Raw genomic sequence first — 26,851 nt, forward strand, 5'->3', positions numbered from 1 at the left:
TTCTGCGCGAAACGATAAAACATGATCCCCTGGCGCCGGGTGGCACGAAGGCGATCTAACTGCTCACCCGTTGCCGCAGAACGAGTTCACGCACGGCAGAAATCGCGGGGTCGTAGTCGTCCACCCGCCATATAGCATGGCTTTCGTACTGTGTCTGGCTCTGGATCGGCTTGAACACGACATTCTCGAAACATGCGTTGCGCGCGTCCTCCGGCACGATCGCCACCCCCATGCCTGCACTGACGAGTGAAAGAATCGCGTGAGTCTGATCCATGAACTGCACGTACCTCGGTTTCACCTTCGCACGCTCGAACATTGCCATCAGCAGATCATGAAAGTACCAACCGACTTGGCTGTACATGATGAAGGGCAGGTCCTCCAACTGTTTCAAAGCCACGACCTGGCGACGGGATGCCAGCGGATGGTTTCTGGAAACTGCCAGAGCAAGATCGCCTTTATCGATGCAAATCGATTCCTGGCCCTCGTGCTTGGGGCCAGGGCGAATGATGCCCAGATCGATACGACCGAAAGGCAGAGCCTCCCACTGATCACGAGTAGTCATCTCTCGAAAAATGACATCAATGTTTGGCAGTTCAATCTGGGCGAGTTCTGCCAGTTTTGGGATGAAGCTGTAAGCCGCAGACCCCATAAAGCCAATGGTCACCGATCCACTGAGCATGTTTGCAGCCCGTCTGGCCACTTGGACTGCACGTTCACTTTGTTCCAGCAACTTGCGCGCCTCCCCCAGAAATGCCGTGCCGGCAGGAGTCAGCGACACCGAGCGTGACGTCCTCTGAAGCAGGACTACCCCTAGATGATCCTCCAGCAACTGTATCTGCCTGCTTAGCGGTGGCTGCGTCATATGAAGGAGCAATGCTGCCCGGCCGAAATGCAGTTCAGTCGCTACAGCGACGAAACAACGGAGTTGGGTAAAGCCAATCATCGATTCACCTTTTGGATCGTTCAGATACCAAATATGGCTTAGACACGAATTGATTGCCAACTTATTCTCGGTCCCAAGGGAGTGCTGACCGACCCATGTTGGGCTAGCAGCATCTCGGTAACGCACTCCAAAACAAAAACAAATGGAGAAGGAACCTATGTCCCACATCACCCGCGTAGAAATCTTCGACTTCACCTACGACGTGCACAACCTCGCCGCAGCAGGCGAGCACACCCACAACCACGTGGCGTATAAAAAAGGCGCGAAGATGACCCTTTCCAAATACGCCGTGGTCATCGAAACCAATGACGGTGTGCGCGGAGAATATGTCGCGATGTGGGGCGGCACCCGCCCCGCTTTAGCACAATCTCTGATGCTTGCCCCCGACCTGCTGGGCCGCAATCCAAATGACCGCGAAGCGATATATGACGAGTTCAAGCGCAAGCTTCATCACTTCGACCACATGGGCCACGGCCCGATCGACATCGCGCTGTGGGACCTGACCGGTAAGCAGCTCGGTGCCTCCATCCAAACGCTACTTGGCGGCTATCGCAGTCGGCTGAAAGCCTACGCCAGCACCTTCCATGGCGACCGCAACGGTGGCCTGGACAGCCCACAGGCTTACGGCGAGTTCGCTGTACGTTGCCGCGAGATGGGCTACAAGGGCTACAAGATTCATGGCTGGTTTGACGGCAACCCAAGAGAAGAAGCCGCAGCCATTCTGGAAACGCGCAAGGCTGTCGGCAGCAGCATGGAGCTGATGTATGACGGCGCCTGTGACCTGAAAACGTTCGCCGATGCGCTTTACGTGGGCAAGGCCTGTGACGAAGCCAGCTACTTCTGGTTCGAAGATCCGTATCGCGATGCAGGGCTATCTGCCTTCTCCCACAAAAAATTGCGTGAAATGCTAAAGACCCCACTGCTCATTGGTGAGCATGTTCGTGGCCTTGAGCCAAAGACCGATTTTCTGATTGCCGGTGGCACCGATTTCGTACGGGTCGATCCTGAATATGACATGGGGATCACCGGGGCCATCAAGACCGCGCGCATGGCTGAAGCCTTTGGCCTGGATGTTGAAATTCATGCTGTCGGCCCTGCGCACCGACATGTCATGGGCGCGATCCGCAACTCGAACTTCTATGAGATTGCGCTGGTAGGCCCCGATTGCGCGAACAACATTCCACAGGTTTACGCCTGCGACTACTCCGACCAGCTCGACTGCATCGATGCAGACGGCACCGTACCGGTGCCAACGGGCCCAGGGCTTGGTGTGACTTACGACTGGGACTACATCAAACGTCATACCACTGCTCATCACGTGTTTGATCTAAATAAACGCTAAGCGCCCTTCCATCTTTCTGGACCTTGAGGAGGTCACATGCTCAATACTGCAAAGGGCGTCTATATCGTGGCGCAAACACCATTCGACGAGGCCGGTAACGTCGACCTGGACAGCATCAATTCGTTGGTTGACTTCTACCGGGAACATGGCGCGAGCGGATTTACTGTTCTTGGCGTCAGTGGCGAAGCGGGCAAGCTTTCGGCCGAGGAAGCGCGCCAGGTTGCACAACGCTATATCCAGTGCGCAGAAGGTTTGCCCGTGGTGGTCGGCGTCAGTAATCCGAGCCTGGCGCAACTCTCGCAGTTCAGCTGCGAGGTCATGGATCTGGGTGCAGCGGGCGTCATGATCGCTCCACCCGCAGGCTTGCAAACCGATGAAGACATTCTGAACTACTTTGGCGAAGCGTTTCGTCGTGTCGAGGACACACCCACGGTGCTCCAGGATTTCCCCTTTGCTTCGAAGGTGGCGATGTCCGTACCGTTGATTCATCAGCTCATCAATCGGCATGAAGAGATCCAGTTGATCAAGGAAGAAGACCTTCCATGCCTCAACAAGATCAGCCGCCTTCGTGCCGGGTTGAGTCGACGTGTAGCAATCCTCACTGGCAACAACGCCATGTATCTGCCGCTTGAACTCCAGCGTGGCGCGGACGGGCCGATGGCCGGTTTCTCCTACCCCGAGATGCTGTCTCAGGTCTACAAGCTGCACAGCGCTGGGCGCTTCGAGGAGGCAGACGATCTGTTCGACATTTACCTGCCACTGCTGCGCTACGAAGCCATGGGCTTTTGGGGGGTCAGCGCTCGCAAGGAGGTTATGCGGCGGCGCGGTGCGATTCGTCACGCCACAATGCGTACCCCAGGGCCGAAGTTGTCGACAGAAGATCTCGGCGAGATCGACCGTTTAGTCACACGGCTGGAGAAACGCCTGGGCCGGTAACGCTTTCCCTTCTCCGAATAAAAATAATCCTGGAGACGTTAGATGAAAGACCAAACCCTGGACCTTGCAGTGGTCGAGAAGCGCTCACGCGTTCGATATGGCACCCTTGCCATGCTGGTGATTGCAAGCGCCGTTGCACTGGCTGACCGAGCAAACCTGTCCATCGCGGGTTCCGCGATGAGCGCAGAATTGGGCATCTCCCCGATTCAACTGGGCTATCTGTTCTCGGCTTTTTCCTGGGCCTATGTGCTCGCACAGTTGCCCGCAGGCTGGTTGCTTGACCGCTTCGGCGCTATCAGGGTGTATGGCTTGGCCTTGTGTATCTGGTCGGCTATCACCCTCGCCCAAGGATTCATCGGTTTGGGCCCCACGGGCTGGGTGGTTGCAGGGCTTTTTGCCCTGCGTTTCCTGATGGGCCTGGTAGAGGCTCCACTTTCGCCTGGCAACAGCAGCATTACGGCCAGTTGGTTTCCTGTTTCAGAACGCGGCACCGCCACGTCTGTGTATAACTCTGCACAGTACGTCGCGGTATTGGTTTTTGTGCCGTTTATGGGAATCCTGGTCCATAAAGCTGGCTGGGAGTGGGTCTTCTGGGTAATGGGCGGTCTCGGTGTAGTGCTAGCCGGCGTCTGGGCCAAGACGATGCATACCCCAATGCAGCATCCTGGCGTCAACGCCCTTGAACTTGAGCACCTACGCGAAGGAGGGGCAAATGTTGAAGGTGGTTCGGCCCAGCGCCAGAACAGCAGAATCCGTCTAGTGGATCTCAAGCTCTTCTTGGGCAGCCGTCAAATGCTCGGGATTTACCTGGGCCAGTACTGCCTGACGTCGATGCAATATTTCTTCCTGACCTGGTTCCCTATCTACCTGGTCAAAGGACGCGGAATGAATATTGTCGACGTAGGGTTTGTCGCGATGCTACCGGCAATCGCCGGGTTCATTGGCGGTATTCTCGGGGGGATGCTTTCGGATGGACTGACCAGGAAGGGTTACAGCCTCTCTATAGCGCGCAAGGTCCCATTCGTTACAGGCTTGTTGCTGTCCTCAAGCGTGCTGTTCTGCAATTTCGTCGACTCCACCTACGTCATTGTGGGCCTAATGACTTTGGCACTTTTCGGCAAAGGCCTTGCCGCCGTCAATTTCGCATTGGTCGCGGACACGGCTCCCCGCCATCTGGTTGGTCTTGCCGGTGGGCTGTTCAACCTCTTCGGCAGCATCTCGGGCATCGTTACCCCGATCGTGATCGGTTATGCACTGCAAGCCACAGGTTCATTTACCCAGGCCCTATGGTTCGTCGCCGCTCATGGCTTGATAGGTGCCCTCTCCTACCTGCTGATTGTCGGAAAGATCCATCCGCTGGCACACCCCATCAATCCGCGCCGTATGTGATAAGGCCTAAAAGCCTCACTGGTGCTGTACATCGTCTTCTGAAAATAACAAGTCGTTAGGCTGACGGAGGTTCCATGTCCACGTCCCTGAAAGCGCACACCGTTCATGCAGCAGCGAGCACTGCTGCGAGGACCCATGTCCGATATTACGTGCTGGCGCTGATCGTGCTTGCCACGGCGATCAATCTTGGCGACCGGGCGAATCTGTCGATCGCCGGTGACGCCTTGTCCCATGAGCTTGGGCTCGATGCAATCACCATGGGATATCTGTTCTCAGCGTTCGCCTGGGCTTACGTACTGGGGCAACTGCCAGGCGGATGGGTGCTCGACCGCTTCAACTCGGTTAAGGTCTATGGGGCCGCGCTGTTCCTCTGGTCGTTCCTGACATCCTTGCAAGGAACGATAAGTTGGCTGCCATCAGGAATGGTGGTCGGTACGTTTTTCGTGCTTCGCTTCCTGGTGGGTTTCGTCGAAGCCCCCATCTACCCGGCGAACAATTACATCGTTTCAGCCTGGTTCCCGCTGAAAGAACGCGGTTTGGCGACGTCGATCTTCTCTTCCGCGCAATACGTAGCCGTCGTGTTGTTCGTCCCGATCATGGGCATGCTGAGCCATGCATTGAGTTGGCATTACGTCTTCTGGTTCATGGGTGCGATTGGCATGTTGCTGTCACTGTTCTGGTTCTGGCAGATGCGGACTCCAGATACCCACCCAAGGGTGAACAAAGCGGAGCTTGAGTACCTCAGAGAAAACGGCGCCCTGATCGACATTGAAAGCGCCAAACGCAAGACCCTGCCGCCTAAGCTGTCCTCCATCTGCGTGCTCTTCAAGAGTCGCATGATGCTGGGTATTTACATCGGGCAGTACTGCATCACGGGGCTGCAATACTTCTTCATCACCTGGTTTCCGATCTACCTGGTGAAGGGCCGGGGCATGAACATTCTCGAAGTAGGATTTATCGCCGTATTGCCCGCCATCTGCGGTTTTATCGGAAGTATTCTTTGTGGAGTGCTTTCTGACAGTTTGCTCAAGCGTCGAGGCTCGGTGACGATTGCGCGCAAAGCCCCGTTCATTGTCGGAATGGCCTTGGCCTCGGGCTTGGTCTTCTGCAACTTCACCGACTCGATCTACGTAATCGTCGGCCTCATGTGCCTGGCACTTTTTGGCAAAGGTCTCGCACAAATCGGCCTCGCGGTGGTAGTTGACACATCTCCTCCCCCAATCGTCGGCATGGCGACCGGTGTGTTTGGCATCGCCGGCAATATCTCCGGGATCATCACACCGATCGTGATCGGCTACACCGTTCAAGCCACAGGCTCGTTTACCGTCGCGCTGTATTTTGTGGCAGCTCACGCGTTGGTCGCCATGCTCAGCTACCTGCTGATTGTCGGCCCGCTGCGACGTCTCGACATGCCCGAAAAAACCTCTGATGAAGCTGGAGCACACTAATGCCTGCTGCAACTCAACGCTTTGACCCTCACGCACTCGAAGGCTTCGCCTGCAAACTCTTGGAGCGCGGCGGCGTACCCAAGGAGCGAGCGATCCCCATGGCGCAACGAATGCTGGACGCTGATCTGTTCGGATATAGCACCCACGGGCTTGCGTATATGAGTGCGTACCTGGAACGGATAGAGGCAGGGCACATTCGGCCGCGCGCCGAATTGTCAGTGCTCCACGACCAACCCAATGCATTCTCCTGGCATGCCCAGCGTGCGCCCGGCGCATGGGTGATGGGTCTGGCCATGAAAGAGTTGCTCAAGCGTGTTGCGGATCAGGGGGTGGTCAGTGCAACCATCGCGGACTGCTCGCACATAGGTTGTCTTCAGGCTTACCTGCTTCCCCTTGTGCAAAAAAACCTGCTGGTGACGCTCAACGCTACAAACCCAGGAATTCGTTCAGTAGCGCCCTTCGGCGGAAGAGATCCTGTGCTGACGACCAACCCGGTTGCTTGGGGCATTCCAACGCGAGGTACGCCTATTCTCATAGACCAATGCACCTCGGTGGCCACCAACACTTTTTTCAGGGACTTCGCCACGCAAGGCCGCGAGCTACCAGCCGCCTGGTTGCTTGACAGTGAGGGAGAACCAACCCTTGACCCTGCGGTGCTGCAACGCACACCGCCAGGAAGCATTTTGCCTTTAGGAGGACTGGATCAGGGGTACAAAGGTTTTGGTTTGGGTCTGATGGTCGAAGCCTTCAGCCTGGCGTTAGGTGGGAGCGGTAGGCGCCAATCACCGGATATGTATGGCCAGGGAGTCTTCATTCAAGTCATCGATCCAGATAGCTTCGCTGGACGCGAACTTTTCCTGGACGAGATGGAGTATCTCGTTGCCAGCTGTCGACAAAGCAGACCTCGCGCTGGATCGGCAGGGGTCAGATTGCCTGGGGAACGAGCAATGGCTAACCGCGAACGGCAACTATCTGAGGGCATTTCTCTGAGCGATGAAATCATATCGCGGTTGCGCCCATGGGCTGAACGATTTGAGGTGGCGTTTCCTGACGTACGGCGCTGATCGGCGTACTCGGTATGCTTCTGTGGAGGAGGTTCTGAGCCGCCTCGGGGATACAGCGGCGAGCGCTGTCACGAAGTACCACCCTCATAATTCGGCAGCGGTTAAACTGAGCTAGGCGTCTCCAGGGTACAGTCATCTATAACGTTCTGAGCGCCGAAATGGGGAGAAAGATGCAAGGGAGTAGGTCTGGAGAAATCCGCAATGGGTCGATAGCGGTCGGCCGGGCGAGCGGGTTTCCACGTAAAAACCAGGTCAAAGTGGCATTCCCATCTCAAAAGCACGCGTCTCGAACCCTAGCTCCTCATACAACCGAATCGCAGGGGTGTTAAACGTCCAAACGGCCAATCTTATATCTTTGGCGCCGTGTTCAATCCCCCACGCCTGGACCAATTGCACAAGTTTGCGACCGATACCGCGCCCCCAAAAGCGCTGCGCCACGCATACCGAGCCGATTCGAACAAATTCCATTGGTTGCATCAGGGGACCACTGCCTGCCGATAGGCTGGCAGTGATGAACCCCGCCGCTATCTCACCGACATGTGCCATGAAGACAATCTGCCCCGGTCTCTCGAAAAAACTCATCCAATGGGGGGCATCCCGAGAGGGGTCATGTGTAGCAGCGGTGTAGATTTCTGGCCGTGCCGAGTGATGGATCGTGTTGAGCAACTGACCCAACTCACAAATAGCAGGCACATCAGCGGCGGTAGCCTGACGGCAGTTGATCGACTTATCCATTCTCTTTAATGCTCCTATTCGCGATATTGCAGACAACTGCGCTGTCGCACGATGAAACCTATTTTAATACTTTCCTCGTAATCAATGCGCCTGATGCTTTGACCGCGCCTTCCACGCCGACCCGCTGCTTGGCAATGCAATGGCTCCAGCCTGATTGGCCCTTCAATTGCTTGTGCATCGGCAGCCTGAGCACGCACGGAGTCATGGGATGAAAGAATGGATCACGAATCAGCAGGTCGATACAAGCTTCATGCAGGCGATCAGAAGCGGTGTGATCGATACGGGCCGTGAATTGGCCCGGACGTATGGCGGGAACGCTCAATCAATTGCCTGCGCCATCACCGAACATTCGTCGCTGGTCGGAGGCGTCACAGGCCGCACCGAGTTCAAACGGCTATTCATCGACTTTCTATGGATCGCTCCGCAGTGGCGAGGCCATGGGCTCGGGGCGCAGGCATTGCACAGGATCGAGACACTCGCCGCTGAACGAGGCTGTGTAGACGCCATTATTGAGACCCTGGATAACGGCATCGCCCAATGGTATCAACGAACAGGCTACATCACCCTCGTCCAGGTGCCTGAGTACTGCGGTCCTTGGACTCGACACACGCTGCTGAAACCACTCACCGCCTGAATTCAGTCCTCGGCGTAGAAGATCATTCGAGATGACGGACAATCCGAGTAAATTCATGGAGCAGCAACGGTGGTTGAAAGAACGTATTGCGGACGATCCAGCACGGATGAGGATTCTCAGCCAAGTCCGCGCGCTGAATGCCCCGGATTGCTGGGTCGCGGCGAGCTCGTACAGTCTTCCCTGAAGTTCGTGCGTCCTATTCGTGAGGTTGTCCGAGTTGGCCGCGACCTGTCGAGGAGGCATGGTCATGCTGTTGATTGCGTATGTGAGTGACCGCTATCGACCAGATGCGCACCTGTTTTAAACGGACAACTCGAAACGATGCATCCGGCAGATTTCGGCGAAGGATAATGGGTTAACCAGGAGTTGTTAAAAGAGTGCCCGGGAGTGAACGCAGGCGCCAGCGAACACGTCGCCAGCGCTGCGTCATCGTTAACGTGCTTGCACGCGCGGCGGTTTAGGGAATGCTCCGCGGGCCAGCTCATAAGCCTGGGCAACACGTAGTACCAAGGCGTCCTTGAAGCGTGGTGCGACGATCATCATCGCGACCGGCAAGCCGTCTGCAAGGCCGGCTGGAATTGACGTTGCCGGATGCCCGGTCAAGTCGAACGGCGCCGTGTTGGCCAGCATGTCGAGGGCGCTGTGCACATACTCCTCGACAGGCGCATCAGCCGCGGTCAACGGAGTCGCCAGGAACGCCATGGTCGGCATTACCAGCACGTCGAAATGCTTGAATGCCTCGTCGTATTGCCGGGTGAGTTCAGGCACCAGCATCCGCGCTTTGGCGTAGTACGCGCCGTGCAGGTTTTTCAGGCTGTAGTGACCGGTCAGGGCGACCGCTCGCACGCTGCTGGACAACGCGTCTGCGTGTTCGCGACGCTTTTCACCGAAGTAACTCATGATGTCCGGATCGTAGTAGCCGTCGACGTTCATGCCGTAGCCATTGCCTTGCAGCATCTGGTAGGCCGCACCGTCGGTAGCGATGACGTTCCATAGGTTCATGGCGACGCCCGAATGCCAGGGGGCACTGGCCTCACCGACGGTAGCGCCCAGTTTTTCAAGCTGCTCGACGGCCGCTTTCACCAATGCGTCGACTTGGGGGTCAGAGACGCCTGGAATGGCAAACCCTTCGCGCAACAAGCCGATTTTCAGGCCGGCCACGCCCTGATCCAGGGTCGCAACGCAGTTGACCGCAGGCGGGCTTTTCTGCCGTGAATCAAGGCCGTCGGCCCCAGCGATGACGTCGAGCATCATCGCCACATCGCGCACGTTATTAGCCATTGGGCCGACGTGATCGATAGTGCGTTCGATGGGGAATGCACCGGTGTACGGCACCAGGCCGTACGTCGGTTTATGCCCGACAACGCCGCTCCAGGCCGAAGGCATACGGATCGACCCGCCCTGGTCGCCGCCAATGGCCATGTCGACCTCGCCGAGTGAAACCAGAACTGCGCTACCGCTGGAAGATCCGCCGGCGTTGCGAGTCATGTCCCAGGGGTTTTTCACCGGACCGCTGGCGGCGGTGAAACTGGCCCCGGAAAAACACAGGTCTTCGCACACTGACTTACCGACTACCGTAGCGCCGGCCGCCAATAGGCGTTTGACCACCGTAGCGTCTTCGGAAGGGATGTAGCCGTCCAGGCTCAACGAGCCGTTGGCCATAGGCACACCGGCCACCGACACGTTGTCCTTGATCACAACGGTCTTGCCCGCCAAGGGCCCCTGTGCGGCACCGGCGATGCTGGTTTTCACGTACCAGGCGCCATGCAGGTTATCGGCGTCGGGCGCCTTGCTGTACTCGCGCTTGGGTGGCTGCTGCGCAACGTTGGCGGCGTACAGCTTGTCGATGGCTTCGTAGGAATCCAGCGTTTCATCAGCAAGGCTGAGGAAGGACTCCATCTGGCTGTCGGACAGGTGATAGCCATGATCTTCGGCAGCGATCAAAAAGTCGGCTTTGCTGGGGCGTTTTACGGACATGGTGTGTTCTCCAGATCAGATTAACGATGGCCCGCAGATCGGGCGATCATCGACTCGAACCGGCTGTGCTCGATGCACAGGCTGCGGCTCTCCGGAGGACTCCGTTGTCCAGGCCGGTCGCCACGCAGCGCTCCATACTTGCCGAGTGAGGGCGTATGGCAAACGTCCACGCAGAAGAGGATCCGGTCCGCGAAGGCCGGGCTCAAAGACTGTTCAGGTACAGGCGCGTTGAAACAACTCGTGGGCCTTGACCAGCGCCTCGGCAATTTTCTCCACCGGTTCGCGTTTGGCCATGGCCTGATCGCGCAAGGCGTTGTAGGCATCGATTTCCGACATGCCCTTGGTTTCGATCAGGATTATTTTCGCCTGCTGCACCGTACGCATTACCGCCATGCGTCCTTCCAGCCGCTTGACGTGCTTTTCGCGCTCGCGGGCCTTGCGTGACTGGCTGAGGGTGATCGCCAGCGCGGTGAGCAGACCGAATGATCTGACCGGTGAAGGGATCACCGAGCAGGCATTGAGCTGCACCAGCGCCTCGACGATGATCGGGTTTTCATAAGCGATCACCGGAATGATCGGCGGCGTGCTGGCGTGCAACAGCCACGGGGTGTTGGTTGACAGGCTCTCCGGCGATACCGCCAGGACGATGACATCGGTTTCAAGGGTCAAACGCTCCGGGATCGGCCACTGCACACGCACCTGGCAGCCGATGCGCTGCAACTGCTCGATCAGGTTGCGGCCGTCGTCATCGTCCGGGTGCATCACCAGCACACTGATGTCACGCAGATCCTTGATGCCCCCGGCGCTGTCGCTGCGCAGGCGTTTTTTGGCGGCACGCAAGGTCATGGCAGACTCCCGGCGGAGCTGGACCAGTCATTGAAATTCGGTGCGATGGCGTAAGGATCGGGTTTGAGCGCGGCCTGGCTTTCGTAAAGAATGTCGAACTGGCCTTCGGCGTTGGCTCGACCGATCCGCGAAAACAGGTACGTGTGGTGGTTGTTGGCGTCTACTCGGATGCGACCCTGCGGCGCTTCGAACTCAAGGCCGCGCATGGCTTGCAGCACATCCTCCACTTCGGTGCTGCCCGCGCGGATGATCGCCTTGGCCAGCAGGTGTACCTGAAAATACGCGGCCTCCCAACAGCGGTCGGTGACCTGATGCTGACCGAACAGCTCACGGTACCGCGCGATGCACTCACGATTGTTCGGCGTGTCCACCGACTGGAAATACGTGGCCGCTGAAATGTGCCCCGCCCCCAGATGCACACCCATTTGCTTGAGGTCGGTTTCGCTGGTGGTCAGGCTGGCAATCGGCATGATCGCAGGATCGAAACCGGCGTCGGCGTAGGCCTGATACAAGTGGCCCATGGTTTCCCCAACTACAGTGGAGAAGATGAACGACGGTTTCAGCTCCTTCGCCTTGAGCATCAGCCTGGCGAAATCTTCAGGCCGGGCATTTTTCAGCGGCAGGTAATACTCCCCCAGCTTGGTGCCTGCGCGTTCGTATAGCAGGTCGCTCATCAGGCGGTTGGTTTCGTAGGGATAGACGTATTCCGAACCGATCATCAACACGCGATTGCCGAAGTTTTCCAGCATGTAGTTGCCCAGCGGCAGTGCGTTGTGGTTCGGCGTGGCACCGGTGTAAATGATGTTGCGCGAATATTCGAAACCTTCGTAGTACACCGGGTAAAGCAGCAGTGCGTCGTAACGCTCGACAATCGGTAGCGCCGCTTTGCGCGCGGCGGAGGTGTAGCAACCGAAGAAGAAACGCAGGTGTTCTTCGCGGATCAGCGACTCGATGTGCATGGCGTATAGCGCAGGGGTCGAGTCGGGATTACGGGTAATCAGCTCCAGGAGCCTGCCATCGACACCACCGGCTGCGTTTATCTGCTGGATCGCGAACTGCGCACCGCGCATCGTCGAGCCCTCGGCGGCAGCGGTGACGCCGGTGTCGGAAAACAGACCGCCTATGCGGATCGACTGCTCAACCATGGGTAAAAACCTTGTTCAACGTGGGATGAGACGCCCGCTCGTGGTCGGGGGTCTGGAAACTGTGCGAAGGAAGACTGAGCGGAACGCCGTCATACCGCAACGGCTGCTCTCAGGCCGGTTGTGCCTGGGGCTGGCGCGACAACGCTGTCGGGGCCAGTCATGCGAGAGGCCTTCCACACCTGCCGAGAATGGGCGTGTGACAAGGCACCCTGCGAGGGTGTCGTCCAAGACTAATGCAGATAGTGGGCCATCGCCAACGCAAGCCTGATTACCGCAGAACATCCTGGAGCCCTATCGCAGCCTTGCGGTGCTCGTCAGCGCCCCTACTGCAAAGGCTTAATTTCGGTATTGGGCGTAACGCCGTCTCATAAAATCCCGGCGCATTGGCTCACAGTTTTGGTGCGCGGACGACCGTTTCGCGCCAAAGCGGCGCAGGCGGCTTCGACGGTTCTATAAATGCAGGGACATGAACCGTACCACCGCACAGATGCCGAAAAGCCGAGCTGTCGGTAATTGGCACCGCCCTTGCTATAACTCCTCTGAGACATCGCGCCAGCTGTTTGCCCTACGCCCCGCTTGGCAAGTAGGGAGACACCTGGCGTACGACTGGATCGGACACAGTTGTCCCGCCAGATTCGGCACAAGAAGCCTGACCTCTCGGTTATTGATTTAACCGGGACGTCGGGCTTTTTTTATTTCCGGGGAGAAACGCAATGCACAACGAGAAACGCCGCTTGATCAAGCACGCTCTGCTCTTGGGAGCCTTCAGCCTGCTGCCGTTTTCGCTGGTTAGCCAGGCACAGGCAGACTCTGTGAAAGTCGGCATCGTCCACTCGCTGACCGGCACCATGGCCATGAGTGAAGCTTCGGTAGTGGATGCAGAAAAACTGGCCATCGAGCAAATCAACGCCAGCGGTGGCGTGCTCGGCAAAACCATTGAGCCGATTGTCGAAGACGGCGCCAGCGACTGGCCGACCTTCGCCGAGAAAGCCCGCAAACTGCTGGAAAACGATCACGTCGCCGCCACGTTCGGCGCTTACACCTCCGCATCGCGCAAGGCCGTATTGCCGGTGTTCGAGCGCAACAAGGGATTGCTCTACTACCCGACGTTCTATGAGGGCCTGGAAAAATCCCCGGCCATCATTTACACCGGCGCCGAAGCTTCACAGCAAACTCTGGCCGCCGTCACCTGGTTGATGGCGAACAAGGGCAAGAGCGTCTACCTGGTGGGCTCGGACTACATCTGGCCGCGTACCACCAACAAGCTTGCGCGGGCATCGGTGACCAAGCAGGGCGGCTCCATCGTCGGCGAGGATTACCTGCCATTGGGCAACATCGAGTTCTCCTCGGTGATCAACAAAATCAAGGCCGCCAAGCCGGACATCGTACTGTCCACCATCGTCGGCGGATCCAACGTTGCGTTCTACAAACAGCTCAAGGCCGCCGGAATCGACAGCAGCAACCAGACGCTGATGGCCCTGGCCGTGACCGAGGAAGAAGTCACCGGCATCGGCGCAGAAAACCTCACCGGCTTTCTGACCTGCATGAGCTACTTCCAAAGCCTGAAAAACCCGATCAACGAAAAATTCGTCGCTGCGTTCAAGGCCCGTTATGGCGACAAACGCGTCGTGGGCGACCCGATGGCAGCGGCCTATACCGCCGTTTACCTGTGGAAGAAAGCGGTGGAAAAAGCCGGCACCTTCGATGTGCCGGCAGTGATCGCAGCCTCTTCCGAACTGGTTCTGGATGCGCCTGAAGGCGAGATCAAGGTGCACAAGGACAACCATCATCTGTGGAAGCGCGCACGCATTGGGACCATCAACGCGCAGGGTCAGGTTGACGTGATCTACGAGTCCGCGCCCATCGAGCCCAATCCATTTCCGAAACTGTGATGTAGGGTCGGGCGCGATGTGATGCGCGCCCTTTTCCGCCCATGTGGCCGGTCAACGTGCAGCAACAGGTAGCGACGCAATGACATTCGATATTTTGGTGATGCAGATATTCAGCGGGTTCTCGCTGTTCTCGGTGCTGGTGCTGATGGCGCTGGGTCTGACGATCGTTTTCGGTCTGATGGGCGTGATCAACATGGCCCATGGCGAGTTGATGGCGATGGGGTCATACATGACCTACGTCACCTCCGTGGTGTTCCAGCGCTATTTCCCGGACCACATGGGCTGGTATTTCATCATCGGCATCGGTGTCGCCTTTGTGGTGACGTTCGCCTTTGGTTTCCTGCTCGAACGCTGTTTCATCCGTTTTATGTACAAGCGCCCGTTGGACACGTTGCTGGCGACCTGGGGCCTCTCCCTGGTGCTGCAGCAACTGTTCCGTCAGGTCTTCGGTCCCAAGGAAGTTACCGTGCCCACCGTTCAATGGCTGCAAGGCGCTTGGAAGATCAGCGAAGGACTGGAATTGCCGCTTAACCGGATTTTCATCATCGGCCTGACCCTGGTCATCGCCGCTGCCGTGTTTCTGTTTCTCTACCGCAGCCGCTGGGGCCTGCGCATCCGCGCCGTGACCCAGAACCGCGCCATGGCCGGGGCCGCCGGGATCAACACCGCCCGCGTCGACGCCGTGACCTTTGCGCTGGGCTGCGGCCTCGCCGGGATCGCCGGCAGCTCCTTCACCATGCTTGCGTCCACCGGCCCGGTCAGCGGCCAGCAGTACCTTGTGGACACCTTCATCGTCGTGGTGTTTGGCGGTGTCGAGAGTCTATTGGGTACCTTCCTCTCGGCATTCGCCATCGGCCAGACGCAGATTTCCCTGGAGTACCTGACCACCGGTTCCATGGCCAAGGCCATCACCCTGTTGGTGGTGATCGTGCTGCTGTTCTTGCGCCCCAACGGGTTGTTTGCCGCGAAAGTGAGACGCTGAGATGAATGACATGACAGACAAGTATGCCCATCGCCCACAGGCTCCGGCGCACGTGCCGCACTGGTTCAGTGGCGGCTTGTTACCGATGATCGAGCGCTACAGCCTGATCTGGCTGTCGATCCTGTTGCTGGTAATCCTGCCTTTGGCTCTTGGCGATTTCCGCCTGGGCCTGGCCGGCAAGTACCTGAGCCTGGCGTTCTGCGCCGTGGGCATGGTGATGATCTGGGGCTACGGCGGGATTTTGAGCCTGGGCCAAGGGATTTTCTTCGGCCTGGGCAGCTACATGATGGCGATGTACCTCAAGCTTGAAGCCACCGCTAACGATGAAGCGGCCAGCGCCCTCGCCGCGTTTTACGGTTCGGCACTGCCGGACTTCATGATCTGGAACAGCGTCGACGCCCTGCCCTGGTGGTGGAAGCCCTTCGAGTCGGCGACTTTCACCTTCGCCGCGATCCTCATCCTCCCGGCATTGCTGGCCTTCCTTTTCAGCTACGCGTATTTCAAGAAGCGTGTGGGCGGGGTCTACTTCTCGATCATCACCCTCTCGCTGGCCGCGATCATGTCGATCATGATCATCGGTCAGCAAGGCTACACCGGCGGGGTCAACGGTCTCACCGACTTCAAGACCGCCTTCGGCCTGAGCCTGCAAACGCCGCAGACGCCCTGGATTCTGTACCTGATCACCGCGCTGCTGCTGCTCGGCTGCGTCGCCTTGTGCGGCTTCATCCTGCACAGCCGGCTGGGCAAAGTGGTGGTGGCGATCCGCGACCGCGAAGACCGTGTGCGGTTTTCCGGTTACAACACGGCGTTGTTCAAGGCGTTCATCTTCGCGGTCGCGGCGCTGATTTCGGCGCTGGGCGGCGTGATGTTCACCCTGCAAGTGGGCCTGGCGTCACCTTCATTGGTAGGCATCATCCCTTCGACCGAGATCGTCATCTACGCCGCCCTCGGTGGACGCCTGTCGCTGGTGGGCGCGGTGTACGGCACGCTGCTGATCGGCGTGGCCAAGACCTACCTGTCCGAGAACTTCGTCAATTTCTGGCAGTACTTCATCGGCTTCCTGTTCATGGGCGTGGTGCTGTTCCTGCCCACCGGGCTTGCCGGCCTGCTGCAACGCGTGAGCAAAAAGGAGGTGGAGTAATGAGCGCCATGTTGCTGAGTGTCGAAGACCTGACCGTGTCCTTCGACGGCTTCAAGGCGGTGGACAGCCTTAACTTCTACGTTGAGGAAAACCAGGTGCACGTGGTGATCGGACCCAACGGCGCGGGCAAGACCACGCTGCTGGACATGATCTGCGGCAAGACCCGCCCCAGTGCCGGCAGCATCCGTTTCAAGGACCTGCAACTGGCGAACATGATCGAATACCGGATCACCCGCGCCGGAGTCGGCCGCAAGTTTCAGAACCCGTCGGTGTACGAAGACCTCACAGTTCGCGAGAACCTGGACATCTCCTCGCCCGACAAACGCGGAATCTTCAACTGCCTGTTCGCCCGCAAGGACAAAGCCCTGCAAGCGGAAATCGAACAGACCGCCGAGATGATCTTTCTGCAGGACCAGCTGGAGCGCAAGGCCGGGCTGTTGTCCCACGGCCAGAAGCAATGGCTGGAGATCGGCATGCTGCTGATGCAACGCCCGGAACTGCTGCTTCTTGATGAGCCGGTGGCGGGCATGAGCGCCGGCGAAAGGGAAAAAACCGCAGGCCTGCTAAAGCGTATCGCCAAGGGGCGCGCCATGGTGATCATCGAGCACGACATGGAATTCGTAAAGTCAGTGGCCGACAAGGTCACTGTTCTGCACCAGGGCAAGACCCTGGCCTACGGCTCGATGGATCAGGTGCAAAACGATCCTCGCGTCATCGATGTCTACCTGGGGCACTGAGCATGCTGAGCGTCAATCAACTGAATGTGTATTACGGCGACAGCCATGTGCTGCGCAATCTCGACCTGGAACTGGCGCCTGCCGAGTCGCTGGCGATCATGGGCCGCAACGGCATGGGCAAGACCACCCTGCTCAAGAGCCTGGTGGGCATGCTGCCAGCGCGTAGCGGCAGCATCAGACTGGCCGGGCAGGAACTCACCACAGGCAAGAGCTATGAGCGGGTCGCCGCCGGGATCGGCTTCGTGCCTCAGGGACGGATGATTTTTCCTTACCTGACAGTGGAGGAAAACATCCTCACCGGCATGCAGGGCGCCCCCGTCGCCCCGATTCCCGACTACATCTATGAGTACTTCCCGGTGCTGTTCGAGATGCGTGGGCGCAAGGGCGGCAACCTCTCTGGCGGGCAGCAGCAACAGCTGGCGATCGCCCGCGCGCTGGTCTCCAACCCCAAGGTGCTGATCCTTGATGAGCCCACCGAAGGCATCCAGCCGTCGATCATCAAAGACATCGCCCGCGCCCTGAATCTGCTGAAAAAAGAGCGCGGTTTCTCGCTGATCGTCTCCGAGCAAGTGCTGTCGTTCGCCATGGCGGTGGCTGACCGTTACCTGATCATCGAAAAGGGCGAATTCGTCCACAGCGAAGTCCGCGAAACCGTCGACCGGGAACGCATCCTGCGTTACCTGACGATCTGAATCCGACCTTTGGAGAGCACGCCATGTTGATACTCGACCGCATCCTCGGCCAGGCCAGCGACCCTGCCCTCGCCGACCGATTGCACGACCTGAGCCACGCAGGCCAGGTAGAAATCCTCAGTCTGTCCGGCAGTGACATCCAGCGCCATCGCCTGCGCCTGGCCAGTGATCGCGGCACCGACTGCGCCATTCGCCTGGAGCGCCATCAACAGTTGCGCAACGGCTCGGTGCTGATGCTCGACGCCCAGCGCGCCATTGTCGTGCAGATGCAGGACCAGCAGTTCCTTAGCCTGCAACCGCGGGATACAGCGGCCGCGCTGGAACTCGGTTATTTCGCCGGCAACATGCACTGGACCGTGCGTTTTGCCGGCGACACCTTGCAAATTCCGCTCAACGGCCCCGAAACCGACTATCTGGAGCGCCTGGCGCCGATGCTCGCCGACGGCCGGGTGCAGCGCGCATGAGTCCGCTCGGCAGCAGCCTGCTGGCACTGCAACAGGCCGACAGCTTTTTCCCCGGCGGCGCCGTCGCCTGGTCATGGGGGCTGGAAACACTGGTGGCGGACGCGCACCTGGGCACGTCGCCGATCACCACCATCGGGCGTCGCCAGAGAGGCCTCAGGCACGACCGCAGCGAAGAGGTGCGCGCCTTCGTCGAAGGCCAGCTGCGTCATCGCTGGAACAGTTTTGATCGTGCGTTTCTGGACGCCGCCTGGCAGGCCGCCGACGACCTGCAATCGCTGATGCTGCTGGACGCCCAGGTCGAAGCGCTGACACTGGCCGAAGAACTGCGCCAGGGATCGCGGCGGGTCGGGCAATCGTTGCTGGGGGTGCATGTCGCGCTGGGTACGCCGGGCGCCGCGCCCTACCAGCAGAACATCCTGGCGGGCACGACGTCGGGGCATCTGCCGGTGGTTCAGGGCCTGATCTGGCAAAAGCTGGGCATGCACCGCGATCACTGCCAACTGGCGGCTGCCCATGGCTTGTGCACCGGACTGGTCAGCGCTGCGGTGCGGTTGGGCGTGATGGGCCATGTGGACGCACAGCGGGTGCTGACTGACATCCAGCCGCTGCTTCTGGAACTACTGGACGAAGCGCCCTGTGCGCCCGATGACGCCAGCGGTTTTACGCCCATGGCCGAGATCGCCGTGATGCGCCACGAGACCCAGAACCTTCGTCTTTTCGCCAATTGAGCGGGCAGGCTCACGGCCTGCCGCCGACACAGGAGCTTCAACATGCTGCTGACCCCCACCGAGCTTGAGCGGCTTACGCTGTACACCGCCGCCGAACTCTCGCGCAAGCGTCGCGCCAAAGGCTTGCGCCTGAACTTCCCCGAAGCCTCGGCCCTGATCGCCGATGAAATTCTCGAAGGCGCCCGCGAGGGCCGCAGCGTCGCCGAACTGATCGGCTTCGGCTCAACGATTCTCGACACCGATGACGTGATGCCCGGCGTCGCCGAGCTGCTGCCGATACTGCAAGTGGAAGGTACGTTCCCCGACGGCACCAAACTGGTCACCGTGCATCAGCCGATTCGCCCCGGCTTTTTGCCGTTGGCGGTGATGCCTACCCCCGGCGAGATTCTTTCGCCGAACGAAGATATCCAGCTCAACAGTGGACGCCCCACCGCCCGCTTGCGAGCGATCAACACCGGCGATCGACCGGTGCAGATCGGCAGCCACTATCACTTTTTCGAGGTCAACAAGGCGCTGGATTTCCCCCGGGAAATCGCCTTCGGCATGCACCTGGACATCCCGGCCGGCACGGCGGTGCGTTTCGAACCGGGTGAGTTGCGCGAGGTGCAGTTGGTGCAATTCGGCGGCAGCGGCGACATCCACGGCTTCAGTGGCTTGACCAATGGCAACCTGCACGATCCGGCCTGCAAGGCGATTGCCCTTGAGCGTGCCCGTGCCCGGTTCTTCAAGGGGGCTTGAAACATGGCAACAATGACTCGCAAGGAATACGCCGCCATGTACGGCCCCACCACAGGGGACGCCGTGCGTCTGGGCGACACATCGCTGCTGGCCGAAGTGGAATTCGATCATTCGATGCCGGGCGATGAATGCCTGCACGGCGGCGGTAAAACCCTGCGCGATGGCATGGGCCTGATGCCCGGTCACGACAGTGAAGACGGCGCCCTCGACATGCTGATCTGCAACGCGCTGATCATTGATCCGGTGATCGGTATCGTCAAAGGTGACATCGGAATCAAGGACGGTAAGATCGTCGCCATCGGCAAGGCCGGCAATCCGCAGGTCATGGATGGCGTGCACCCACAGTTGATCTGCGGCGTCGCCACCACCGTGCGCGACGCCGAGGGCTTGATTGTCACGCCCGGCGGCATAGACGTGCATGTGCATTTCGATTCCGCTCAGCTATGCGACCACGCGTTGGCGGCAGGCCTGACCACACTGATTGGCGGTTCTCTGGGCCCGATCACTGTGGGCATCGACTGCGGCGGAGAATGGAACGTCGGCAAGATGCTGCAAGCGGCCGAAGCCTGGCCGATCAACTTCGGGTTTCTGGGACGCGGCAACTCCAGCAGGCCGGAATCGCTGCTGGGCCAGCTGCGCGGCGGTTGCCTGGGTTTGAAAATCCATGAGGACTGGGGCGCCATGCCGGCGGTCATCGACACCTGCCTGAAGGTGGCCGACGAGTACGATTTTCAGGTGCAACTGCACACTGACACGCTGAACGAATCGGGCTTTCTCGAGGACACGCTGGCCGCCATCGCCGACCGCACGATCCACATGTACCACACCGAAGGCGCGGGCGGCGGACATGCGCCGGACATCATCAGCGTGGCGGGAAAATCCAACTGCATCCCCTCCTCCACCAACCCGACCAACCCTTACACCGTGAACACCTTCGACGAACATCTGGACATGATCATGGTCTGTCACCACCTCAATCCGGATGTGCCGGAAGACGTGGCATTCGCCGAATCACGGGTGCGTCCGCAGACCATTGCAGCCGAGGATATCCTGCACGATACCGGGGCCATTTCGATCCTCGGTTCGGACAGCCAGGGCATGGGCCGCATTAACGAGGTGATCTGCCGCACCTGGCAACTGGCGTCGAAGATGAAGGATCAGCGCGGCCGTTTGCCAGAGGAGAAAACCGCGTTGGGCGACAACGAACGCATCAAGCGTTACATCGCCAAGTACACGATCAACGCTGCGCGAGTGTTCGGCATCGACAGCTACATCGGCTCGCTGGAGCCGGGCAAGATCGCCGATCTGGTGCTGTGGCGCCCGGCCTTCTTCGGCATCAAGCCGGAGCTGGTGGTCAAGGGCGGCTTCATCGTGCATGGCGTCATGGGCGACTCCGCCGCCTCGTTGTACACCTGCGAGCCGTTGATGATGCGCCCGCAATGGGGCGCCTTCGGCGAAGCCAAACAAGCGCTGTCGGTGAACTTCGTCAACCGCCTTGCGGTGCAGGCCGATACCGCGCAGAAGCTGGGCCTGAAAAAGGCCATGCTGCCGGCCTTCGGCACTCGCACGCTGCGCAAGTCCGACATGCTGCACAACGATGCCTGCCCGGACATCCGTGTAGATCCGCAAACCTTCGATGTGTACGCCGACGGCGAGCGCCTGACCTGCGAACCGGTCAGCGCAGTTCCCCTGTCCCAGCGTTACATGCTGCGCTGATCGCGTCTGATAAAAAGGAACATTATGATGAGCACTGCACTGAACGCCCTGCCCCTGCCGCAAGCCCATCCTGGCGCCGCACGCGTCGGCATCGGCGGCCCGGTGGGTTCGGGCAAGACACGTCTGCTGGAGCAACTGATCCCGCGTTTCATCGCCCGCGGTATTGAACTGGCGATCATCACCAACGACCTCGCCACCCGGGAGGACGCCGAGCGGGTGCAGCGCAGCGGCCTGATCGATCCACAACGGGTAATCCCGGTGGAGACCGGCGCCTGCCCGCACACGGCGATCCGTGAAGACCCGACGCTCAACCTGCAGATGGCCGATGCGCTGGAGGCGCGCTTCAAGAACCTTGATCTGATCCTCATCGAATCTGGCGGCGATAACCTGGCGTCGACATTCTCCCTGGATCTGGTGGATTACTGGATTTTCGTCATCGACGTGGCGGGCGGTGACGACATCCCGCGCAAGCGCGGGCCTGGGGTGTTGAGTTGCGATCTGTTGGTGGTCAATAAATACGATCTGGCGCCCTACGTTGGTGTTGATCTGCCGCGTATGCGTCGCGAATCCGCCCAGGCGCGTGACGGGCGCCCTGTGCTGTTCACCAACTGCGCCACCGGTGACGGAGTCGATGCTGTGGTCGATGCCATCAGCCGCGCCGTGCTGTTCGACCAACCATGAACGCGACGCAAAAGCTGTTTCGCCCATTGGCTCCTCCAACACGCGCTGAACCTGAAGCGCAGGCACGCATCGCTTTTAGCCAGGCGCCGTCCGGGTCCAGTTATATCAGCGGCCAGCAGGTGGGCTATCCCTTTCATCTGGGCCGCACGTTAAAGCTGCCGGATGATCCGGCCGGCATGGCGGCGGTGTATCTGCAATCCTGCTCGGGGGGTATCTTCGCTGGCGAGGATTTGCACGTGCAGCTGCGGGCCGGTCCGGGCAGCCAGGCCCACGTTAGTACTGGCGCGGCGACCATCGCTCACAGCATGCTCGAAGCGTCGGCACGACAGACCGTCAGCCTGACAGCCGAAGCGGGGGCGTTGCTGGAGTACCTGCCGATGGCCACGATCCTGTTCCCCCAGGCCAAATTGCTCAGCCGGGTAAACATAACGTTGCATCCCGGCGCCAGGGTAATGCTGTGTGATGCGTTTTGTCTGCACACGCCGCAGGGCAACAGCGGCCTGTTCGACTTTTACCGGGCAGAGCTGGAGGTGCGCTCCCCATCCGGACAACTGCTGGCGGGAGATCGCCTGGCGCTGACGGGCCTGGACATGACGCGGCGGTCACCGGGTGTGAGTGGGCCGTTTCAAGCGCTGGCGACCTTCATGCTCATCGGCCAGGGCTTGCCGATCGAGGTATTGAAAACCCTGTTGCGCAAGGCCCTGCGCGACCTGCCTGACAGCTACCTGGGGGTCAGTGCGTTAGCCAATGACAGTGGAGTTTCGGTACGCATCCTGACCCTGGACGCTGTAGCGCTGCGCAATGTCTTGCGTATTGCCTGGGCAACCGTGCGGGAACAGCTGTTGGGTATCGCACCGCGTGTGCGTCGCAAATAGCCGACTGCATTCGGTGCACGATTTAACTACTGGATCAAGGAGGTCTTAAACGGAGCGACGATCATTAAACGATGGCCGCTCTTTTACTGAGCCCACGCTATCAGAGATTACCCGCGCACACGGTCCGACGACGATCCATACCCAAAAACGAAAGCAATGTTCTCGCTTGACCATCCTTTGCACCCAACCTGAACTCGTCGAACCGGAGCAATTGGCCCCGGAACTAACCCTGCTCATGGAAGGCGTCCAGGTAATGGCACAAAACCAGCGGATTGCGCGAATAGACGAACGCTTGACCGAGATGGAACAGCGGCGCCTGGAACGGTGACGGCCAACGGCGAACCCGCTGAATAAAACATACGTGAAACCGTCCCTTTCACCGCCCACCCTACGACGTTTTGAAAAGCCCGCTATGGATCAGTTGACAAGCTTTCCAAGGCCTAGGGGGAGCAATTGTTGTCAGGTGTTGGTTTTAAGCTTGGTCCAAAGCCGGGTGGTCAATCGCGCAATGGCGGCCGGCAGTTCCTCGACCGTAAACAGCTTGTCGAGCACATTTTTGGGGGGATAGATGGCCAGGTCCTGTTTCACTTCGGGAACCACATATGCGTCGGCCGCAAGGTTCGCATTGGAGTATTTAATGCTGTTGCTGATGTTGGCGATGACTTGCGGCGTCAGCAAGTAGTTCATGTAGGCGTAGCCGTTGGCTTCATGGGGCGCGTTTTTCGGCATGACCACCATGTCGAACCACAGGGTCGAGCCTTCGTCCGGGATCGAATAGCCGATGTTGATGCCGTTCTTCGCTTCCTTGGCGCTGGCAGCGGCCTGGACGATGTCGCCGTTAAAGCCGATCACCGCACAGACGTTACCGTTGGCCAGGTCGCTGATGTATTTGGACGCATGGAAATACTGGATGTAAGGCCGGATTTTAAACAACGCAGCCTCGGCTTTTTTGTAATCCGCCGGTTCATGGCTGTGCGGTGGCAGCCCTTGACCTGCGTGGAGGAGCTTGCACAGTTCTCGTTGTTACATCGTTCAGCGGACAACCTGGATTGGGAGAAGTGGCTAGTCGCCAACGACGGCAAGCCTCTACACACGTATCGGCATATACCGTTCAATCTCGATGAGCTGGCACTGGATGCCGCTGCGCGAGGGCTGGGCGTCGCGATGACCGACCTTACGCTAGCAGCGGAATCGATAGAACGAGGTGCGCTGATGATTCCGTTCGGAAAACCTCTGAAGACACGAGGCGTCTACGTTTTGCGTTTGCAACCCGCAGCGATGGCCCATCCTGCCTTCGCGCTTATCATGCAGTGGCTTCGCGATGACCTCTGCACGCCTAATCACAGGTGATTTACGACGGTGACTGCCATGGGTCGAAAGCTGCCCGTGCAGCCAACTTCAATCAACTCGTGGGAGGCGTTGTATACCAAGGCAGGATCGGATCGAAATTTGCGCACGGCTCCATCATTCGAACTTGACCAAGTCCTTGAAGATCAGTTGACCCCAGCTATTTCCGCGCGCTTGAACCAACAGCCCACCCTCGCAAAGCCCGCCAAGCTTGATCGGCGAGAAGCCGAGATTTTCCGCAAGCGCACCAATCTCCGCTGCAGCAGCGTCATCGTCGCTCGCCAGAAACACGACTCTCCTGCCACCCTGTACGGCCGGATCCTGGTCAAGGACCGCTGCCACCAAATGATTGAAGCCCTTGACCAGCCGTGCGCCAGTGAAGGCCTGCGCCACTGCCCTGGAAGAAGGCTGCCCCCCCAGCTTCTCGGGAGGCACGCCGTAGGCATTGGTCACATCGACGATGATCTTCCCCTGCCACGTGGGCAGCGCCTTCGCGACATCCGGGTGCGACTCGAAACGAACGGCCAAAAGGATGATGTCCGCCTTGACGGCTTCCGCCAGTGTTTTGGGAATGATCGTAGGTCCGATCGCGGCCGCGTCGGACGCAAAGCTTTCCGGCTCGCGCGTGGTGGCAACGGACACCTTGATGCCGTTGCGAGCAAACGCCTTGGCCAGCGCCTGACCGATGTTGCCGAAGCCGATAATTGCGTAGCTCATATATTTTCCTGTTGGTTTACCGCGCCCCTGGGGCGCCGACTATCGAATGGAATGACTGGCGGCCTGGCACGTCAGAGTTGCGCAAGGCCCCCGTCGACGGCGACTTCGCTGGCGGTCATGAAGCTGCTGTCCGATGACGCGAGAAAGGCGGCAACGGCTCCGATCTCCGACGGATCGGCCATGCGCTGAAGCGGAGTCATCGCACCGTAGGCCTTCTGACCCTCCTCGCCCAGCGCTTCCTTCGCGAGTTCAGTCGCCGTCGCCCCGGGCGACAGCACGTTTACCCGGATGCCGGTGCCCTTCAGGTCCTCTGCCCAGGTCCGCGCCAGATTGCGCACTGCCGCCTTGCTCGCGCTGTAGGCGGTGAATCCAGGGGCGCCCGTGGTTCCAGCGCTCGATCCGGTCAGGATGATCGAGCCGCCCTGGCCCATCAGCGGCAGGGCCTTCTGGACCGTGAAGATCGTGCCCTTCACATTCGTGTCGAAAGTTTCGTCAATGTGCATGGCGGTGATCTGGCCGAGCGCAAGTGGGCTTCCCGCGCCAGCATTGGCGAAGACGATATCGAGGGCGCCGCGCTCGGCCTTCACCGCCGCGTAGAGCCGGTCGAGGTCAGCCTCATCCGAGACCGAGCCCTGCACAGCGCGGGCATTGGGCCCCAGGTCGGCCACAGCGGCATTGAGCGCTTCCTGCCGACGGCCGAAGATGAAGACAAAGGCACCCTCGGCGATGAAACGTTTTGCCGCCGCGCGACCGATGCCGGTGGCGCCCCCGGTGATCACTGCGGTCTTTCCGTTCAGTCTCGTCATATCGCGCATCCTTCGTTGGCGTTGTACGCAAGCACGAATTGCCTGCTTGAGAATGAGGATGCAGCGCTGATAACCTAAGGACAAGTATGCACCTTTTGGTAAGTATCAAAAAATGACGACGTCTTCTGAAATCTGCGGTACCGGATGCGGGCTCAACGCCACGCTGCGCATCATCTCGGGCAAGTGGAAACCGCTGGTCCTGTTTTTCCTGCGCGACGGCCCGAAACGCTACGGCGAACTCAAGCGATTGATCCCGGGCGTGAGCGACAAGGTGCTGATCCAGTCATTGAAGGATCTGGAAGCTGATCAAGTGCTGGCGCGGACCGACTACAAAGAGGTGCCTCCGCGCGTGGACTACACCCTGACCTCCCTCGGCGGCAGCCTGGCTGACGCGATCATCCCCCTGTGCACCTGGGGAACCGAGAACGCGGCGCACATGGCGAAAATCTTCGCCGAGCGCGACACGTTGCCCTAGCAAGATGCTGAAGGACTGCTGAGTCGGACCGCTCCGTGCATTATCGAAGGAAGCAGACCCTGTCATGGAGGGACTCGATTCGGACGACGCGAACACCAAGCCGCAAAAGGACTGCAGCTCTTAAGCGTCGTCGTTCCCGCTCACCCAAACGACGAACCAGGTCTGTAACCAGCCAGGCCGTGCTTTGGTGTAACCCTTGGTTCATCACGCAGCTCCCGACACAAGGCCGCGGACAACCAGAAACACCCGCCCCCAGATAGCAGACACGCAGCGAGCGGCCCCGACCTGGCGCGCCAGCGCTGAACGTGCCGCAAATACCCCGATCACTGCGATGCACAGAATCGCGAATGCTGGCAACGTCGCGGGCCAACACCGTCTCGCCGCGTGGCTGTGACACTACG

General features: G+C 59.4%; 25 protein-coding genes and 2 pseudogenes. 19 read left to right on the plus strand and 8 right to left on the minus strand.

All coding sequences use genetic code 11. The features are described 5' to 3' along the window. Window positions 1-55 precede the first annotated feature (55 nt). Complete coding sequence (locus CE491_RS15910; RefSeq protein ID WP_234407611.1) at window positions 56-1,003, minus strand: LysR family transcriptional regulator; 948 nt, start codon at window positions 1,001-1,003, stop codon at window positions 56-58. Between the two features lie 97 nt (window positions 1,004-1,100). Between CE491_RS15910 and CE491_RS15915 the strand changes: the two genes are divergently transcribed. From CE491_RS15915 to CE491_RS15935, 5 genes are all read left to right on the plus strand, one after another. Beyond that, the gene (locus tag CE491_RS15915; RefSeq protein ID WP_110949284.1) at window positions 1,101-2,285 is read left to right on the plus strand and encodes an enolase C-terminal domain-like protein; all 1,185 of its coding nucleotides are present in this window, start codon (window positions 1,101-1,103) and stop codon (window positions 2,283-2,285) included. A gap of 36 nt (window positions 2,286-2,321) precedes the next feature. Beyond that, a complete protein-coding gene (locus CE491_RS15920) occupies window positions 2,322-3,221 on the plus strand; it encodes a dihydrodipicolinate synthase family protein (RefSeq protein WP_110949285.1) in 900 nt (299 codons plus the stop codon). 42 nt (window positions 3,222-3,263) lie between these two features. Continuing rightward, window positions 3,264-4,610, plus strand: a complete 1,347-nt coding sequence (locus CE491_RS15925; protein ID WP_110949286.1) for an MFS transporter — start codon at window positions 3,264-3,266, stop codon at window positions 4,608-4,610. A 149-nt stretch (window positions 4,611-4,759) separates the two neighbouring features. Continuing rightward, entirely contained in the window at window positions 4,760-6,058 is a 1,299-nt protein-coding gene (locus CE491_RS15930; protein WP_324881055.1) for an MFS transporter, read from the plus strand. Next, window positions 6,058-7,122, plus strand: coding sequence for an Ldh family oxidoreductase (locus CE491_RS15935; RefSeq protein WP_110949288.1), 1,065 nt, complete (start codon window positions 6,058-6,060; stop codon window positions 7,120-7,122). The genes CE491_RS15930 and CE491_RS15935 overlap by 1 nt, the downstream gene beginning before the upstream one ends. Before the next feature lie 252 nt (window positions 7,123-7,374). Here the strand turns inward: CE491_RS15935 and CE491_RS15940 are convergent, their stop codons facing one another. Continuing rightward, window positions 7,375-7,857 (minus strand): GNAT family N-acetyltransferase, encoded by a 483-nt coding sequence (locus CE491_RS15940; protein ID WP_110949289.1) that lies wholly within the window; start codon window positions 7,855-7,857, stop codon window positions 7,375-7,377. 208 nt (window positions 7,858-8,065) lie between these two features. Between CE491_RS15940 and CE491_RS15945 the strand changes: the two genes are divergently transcribed. After that, window positions 8,066-8,491, plus strand: a complete 426-nt coding sequence (locus tag CE491_RS15945) for a GNAT family N-acetyltransferase (protein ID WP_110949290.1) — start codon at window positions 8,066-8,068, stop codon at window positions 8,489-8,491. Window positions 8,492-8,923: 432 nt separating this feature from the next. Here CE491_RS15945 and CE491_RS15950 read toward each other — a convergent pair whose 3' ends face one another. The 3 genes from CE491_RS15950 to CE491_RS15960 all read right to left on the minus strand — a co-directional run bounded on the left by CE491_RS15950 (window position 8,924) and on the right by CE491_RS15960 (window position 12,459). Further along, complete coding sequence (locus CE491_RS15950; protein WP_110949291.1) at window positions 8,924-10,468, minus strand: amidase; 1,545 nt, start codon at window positions 10,466-10,468, stop codon at window positions 8,924-8,926. A gap of 213 nt (window positions 10,469-10,681) precedes the next feature. Then, complete coding sequence (locus tag CE491_RS15955) at window positions 10,682-11,314, minus strand: ANTAR domain-containing response regulator (protein WP_110949292.1); 633 nt, start codon at window positions 11,312-11,314, stop codon at window positions 10,682-10,684. Then, a complete protein-coding gene (locus tag CE491_RS15960) occupies window positions 11,311-12,459 on the minus strand; it encodes a transporter substrate-binding domain-containing protein (protein ID WP_110949293.1) in 1,149 nt (382 codons plus the stop codon). Before CE491_RS15960 ends, CE491_RS15955 begins: the two co-directional genes overlap by 4 nt. A 713-nt stretch (window positions 12,460-13,172) precedes the next feature. Here CE491_RS15960 and urtA point away from each other — a divergent pair. From urtA to CE491_RS16015, 11 genes are all read left to right on the plus strand, one after another. Then, window positions 13,173-14,351: an urea ABC transporter substrate-binding protein gene (gene urtA / locus CE491_RS15965; protein ID WP_110949294.1), complete on the plus strand. Its 1,179-nt coding sequence runs from the start codon at window positions 13,173-13,175 to the stop codon at window positions 14,349-14,351. Between the two features lie 79 nt (window positions 14,352-14,430). Next, window positions 14,431-15,333, plus strand: coding sequence for an urea ABC transporter permease subunit UrtB (urtB, locus tag CE491_RS15970; RefSeq protein WP_110949295.1), 903 nt, complete (start codon window positions 14,431-14,433; stop codon window positions 15,331-15,333). 1 nt (window position 15,334) lies between these two features. Next, window positions 15,335-16,474 carry an urea ABC transporter permease subunit UrtC gene (urtC, locus tag CE491_RS15975; protein WP_110949296.1) on the plus strand — a complete coding sequence of 380 codons (1,140 nt, stop codon included), beginning with the start codon at window positions 15,335-15,337 and terminating at the stop codon, window positions 16,472-16,474. Further along, on the plus strand, window positions 16,474-17,211 hold the full coding sequence (gene urtD, locus CE491_RS15980) for an urea ABC transporter ATP-binding protein UrtD (protein ID WP_110949297.1): 738 nt from the start codon (window positions 16,474-16,476) through the stop codon (window positions 17,209-17,211). The genes urtC and urtD overlap by 1 nt, the downstream gene beginning before the upstream one ends. Window positions 17,212-17,213: 2 nt before the next feature. Then, window positions 17,214-17,903: an urea ABC transporter ATP-binding subunit UrtE gene (gene urtE / locus CE491_RS15985; RefSeq protein WP_110949298.1), complete on the plus strand. Its 690-nt coding sequence runs from the start codon at window positions 17,214-17,216 to the stop codon at window positions 17,901-17,903. Between the two features lie 23 nt (window positions 17,904-17,926). Further along, a complete protein-coding gene (ureE, locus tag CE491_RS15990) occupies window positions 17,927-18,367 on the plus strand; it encodes an urease accessory protein UreE (protein WP_110949299.1) in 441 nt (146 codons plus the stop codon). Further along, window positions 18,364-19,095, plus strand: a complete 732-nt coding sequence (locus CE491_RS15995) for an urease accessory protein UreF (RefSeq protein WP_110949300.1) — start codon at window positions 18,364-18,366, stop codon at window positions 19,093-19,095. Before ureE ends, CE491_RS15995 begins: the two co-directional genes overlap by 4 nt. Before the next feature lie 42 nt (window positions 19,096-19,137). Next, window positions 19,138-19,833, plus strand: coding sequence for an urease subunit beta (locus CE491_RS16000; protein ID WP_110949301.1), 696 nt, complete (start codon window positions 19,138-19,140; stop codon window positions 19,831-19,833). Window positions 19,834-19,836: 3 nt separating this feature from the next. After that, window positions 19,837-21,549: an urease subunit alpha gene (gene ureC, locus CE491_RS16005; RefSeq protein ID WP_110949302.1), complete on the plus strand. Its 1,713-nt coding sequence runs from the start codon at window positions 19,837-19,839 to the stop codon at window positions 21,547-21,549. A gap of 27 nt (window positions 21,550-21,576) precedes the next feature. Next, a complete protein-coding gene (gene ureG / locus CE491_RS16010; protein WP_234407612.1) occupies window positions 21,577-22,230 on the plus strand; it encodes an urease accessory protein UreG in 654 nt (217 codons plus the stop codon). Next, a complete protein-coding gene (locus tag CE491_RS16015) occupies window positions 22,227-23,105 on the plus strand; it encodes an urease accessory protein UreD (protein WP_110949304.1) in 879 nt (292 codons plus the stop codon). The genes ureG and CE491_RS16015 overlap by 4 nt, the downstream gene beginning before the upstream one ends. Window positions 23,106-23,564: 459 nt before the next feature. Here CE491_RS16015 and CE491_RS16020 read toward each other — a convergent pair. Then, window positions 23,565-24,092: pseudogene (locus CE491_RS16020) on the minus strand (extracellular solute-binding protein); the annotation flags it as partial. Here CE491_RS16020 and CE491_RS16025 point away from each other — a divergent pair. Next, window positions 24,087-24,455, plus strand: a pseudogene (locus CE491_RS16025) (LysR substrate-binding domain-containing protein); the annotation flags it as partial. The pseudogenes CE491_RS16020 and CE491_RS16025 sit on opposite strands and share 6 nt — an antisense overlap. A gap of 114 nt (window positions 24,456-24,569) precedes the next feature. Here CE491_RS16025 and CE491_RS16030 read toward each other — a convergent pair. Both CE491_RS16030 and CE491_RS16035 read right to left on the minus strand, forming a co-directional pair. Next, window positions 24,570-25,169, minus strand: a complete 600-nt coding sequence (locus CE491_RS16030) for an NADPH-dependent F420 reductase (protein WP_110949305.1) — start codon at window positions 25,167-25,169, stop codon at window positions 24,570-24,572. 71 nt (window positions 25,170-25,240) lie between these two features. Beyond that, window positions 25,241-25,975: an SDR family NAD(P)-dependent oxidoreductase gene (locus CE491_RS16035; RefSeq protein ID WP_110949306.1), complete on the minus strand. Its 735-nt coding sequence runs from the start codon at window positions 25,973-25,975 to the stop codon at window positions 25,241-25,243. Window positions 25,976-26,087: 112 nt separating this feature from the next. On the opposite strand from CE491_RS16035, the gene CE491_RS16040 reads away from it, so the two are divergent. Continuing rightward, entirely contained in the window at window positions 26,088-26,450 is a 363-nt protein-coding gene (locus CE491_RS16040; RefSeq protein ID WP_110949307.1) for a winged helix-turn-helix transcriptional regulator, read from the plus strand. The last annotated feature ends 401 nt before the right edge of the window (window positions 26,451-26,851 follow it).

Source organism: Pseudomonas bohemica, assembly GCF_002934685.1.
Classification (GTDB): domain Bacteria; phylum Pseudomonadota; class Gammaproteobacteria; order Pseudomonadales; family Pseudomonadaceae; genus Aquipseudomonas; species Aquipseudomonas bohemica.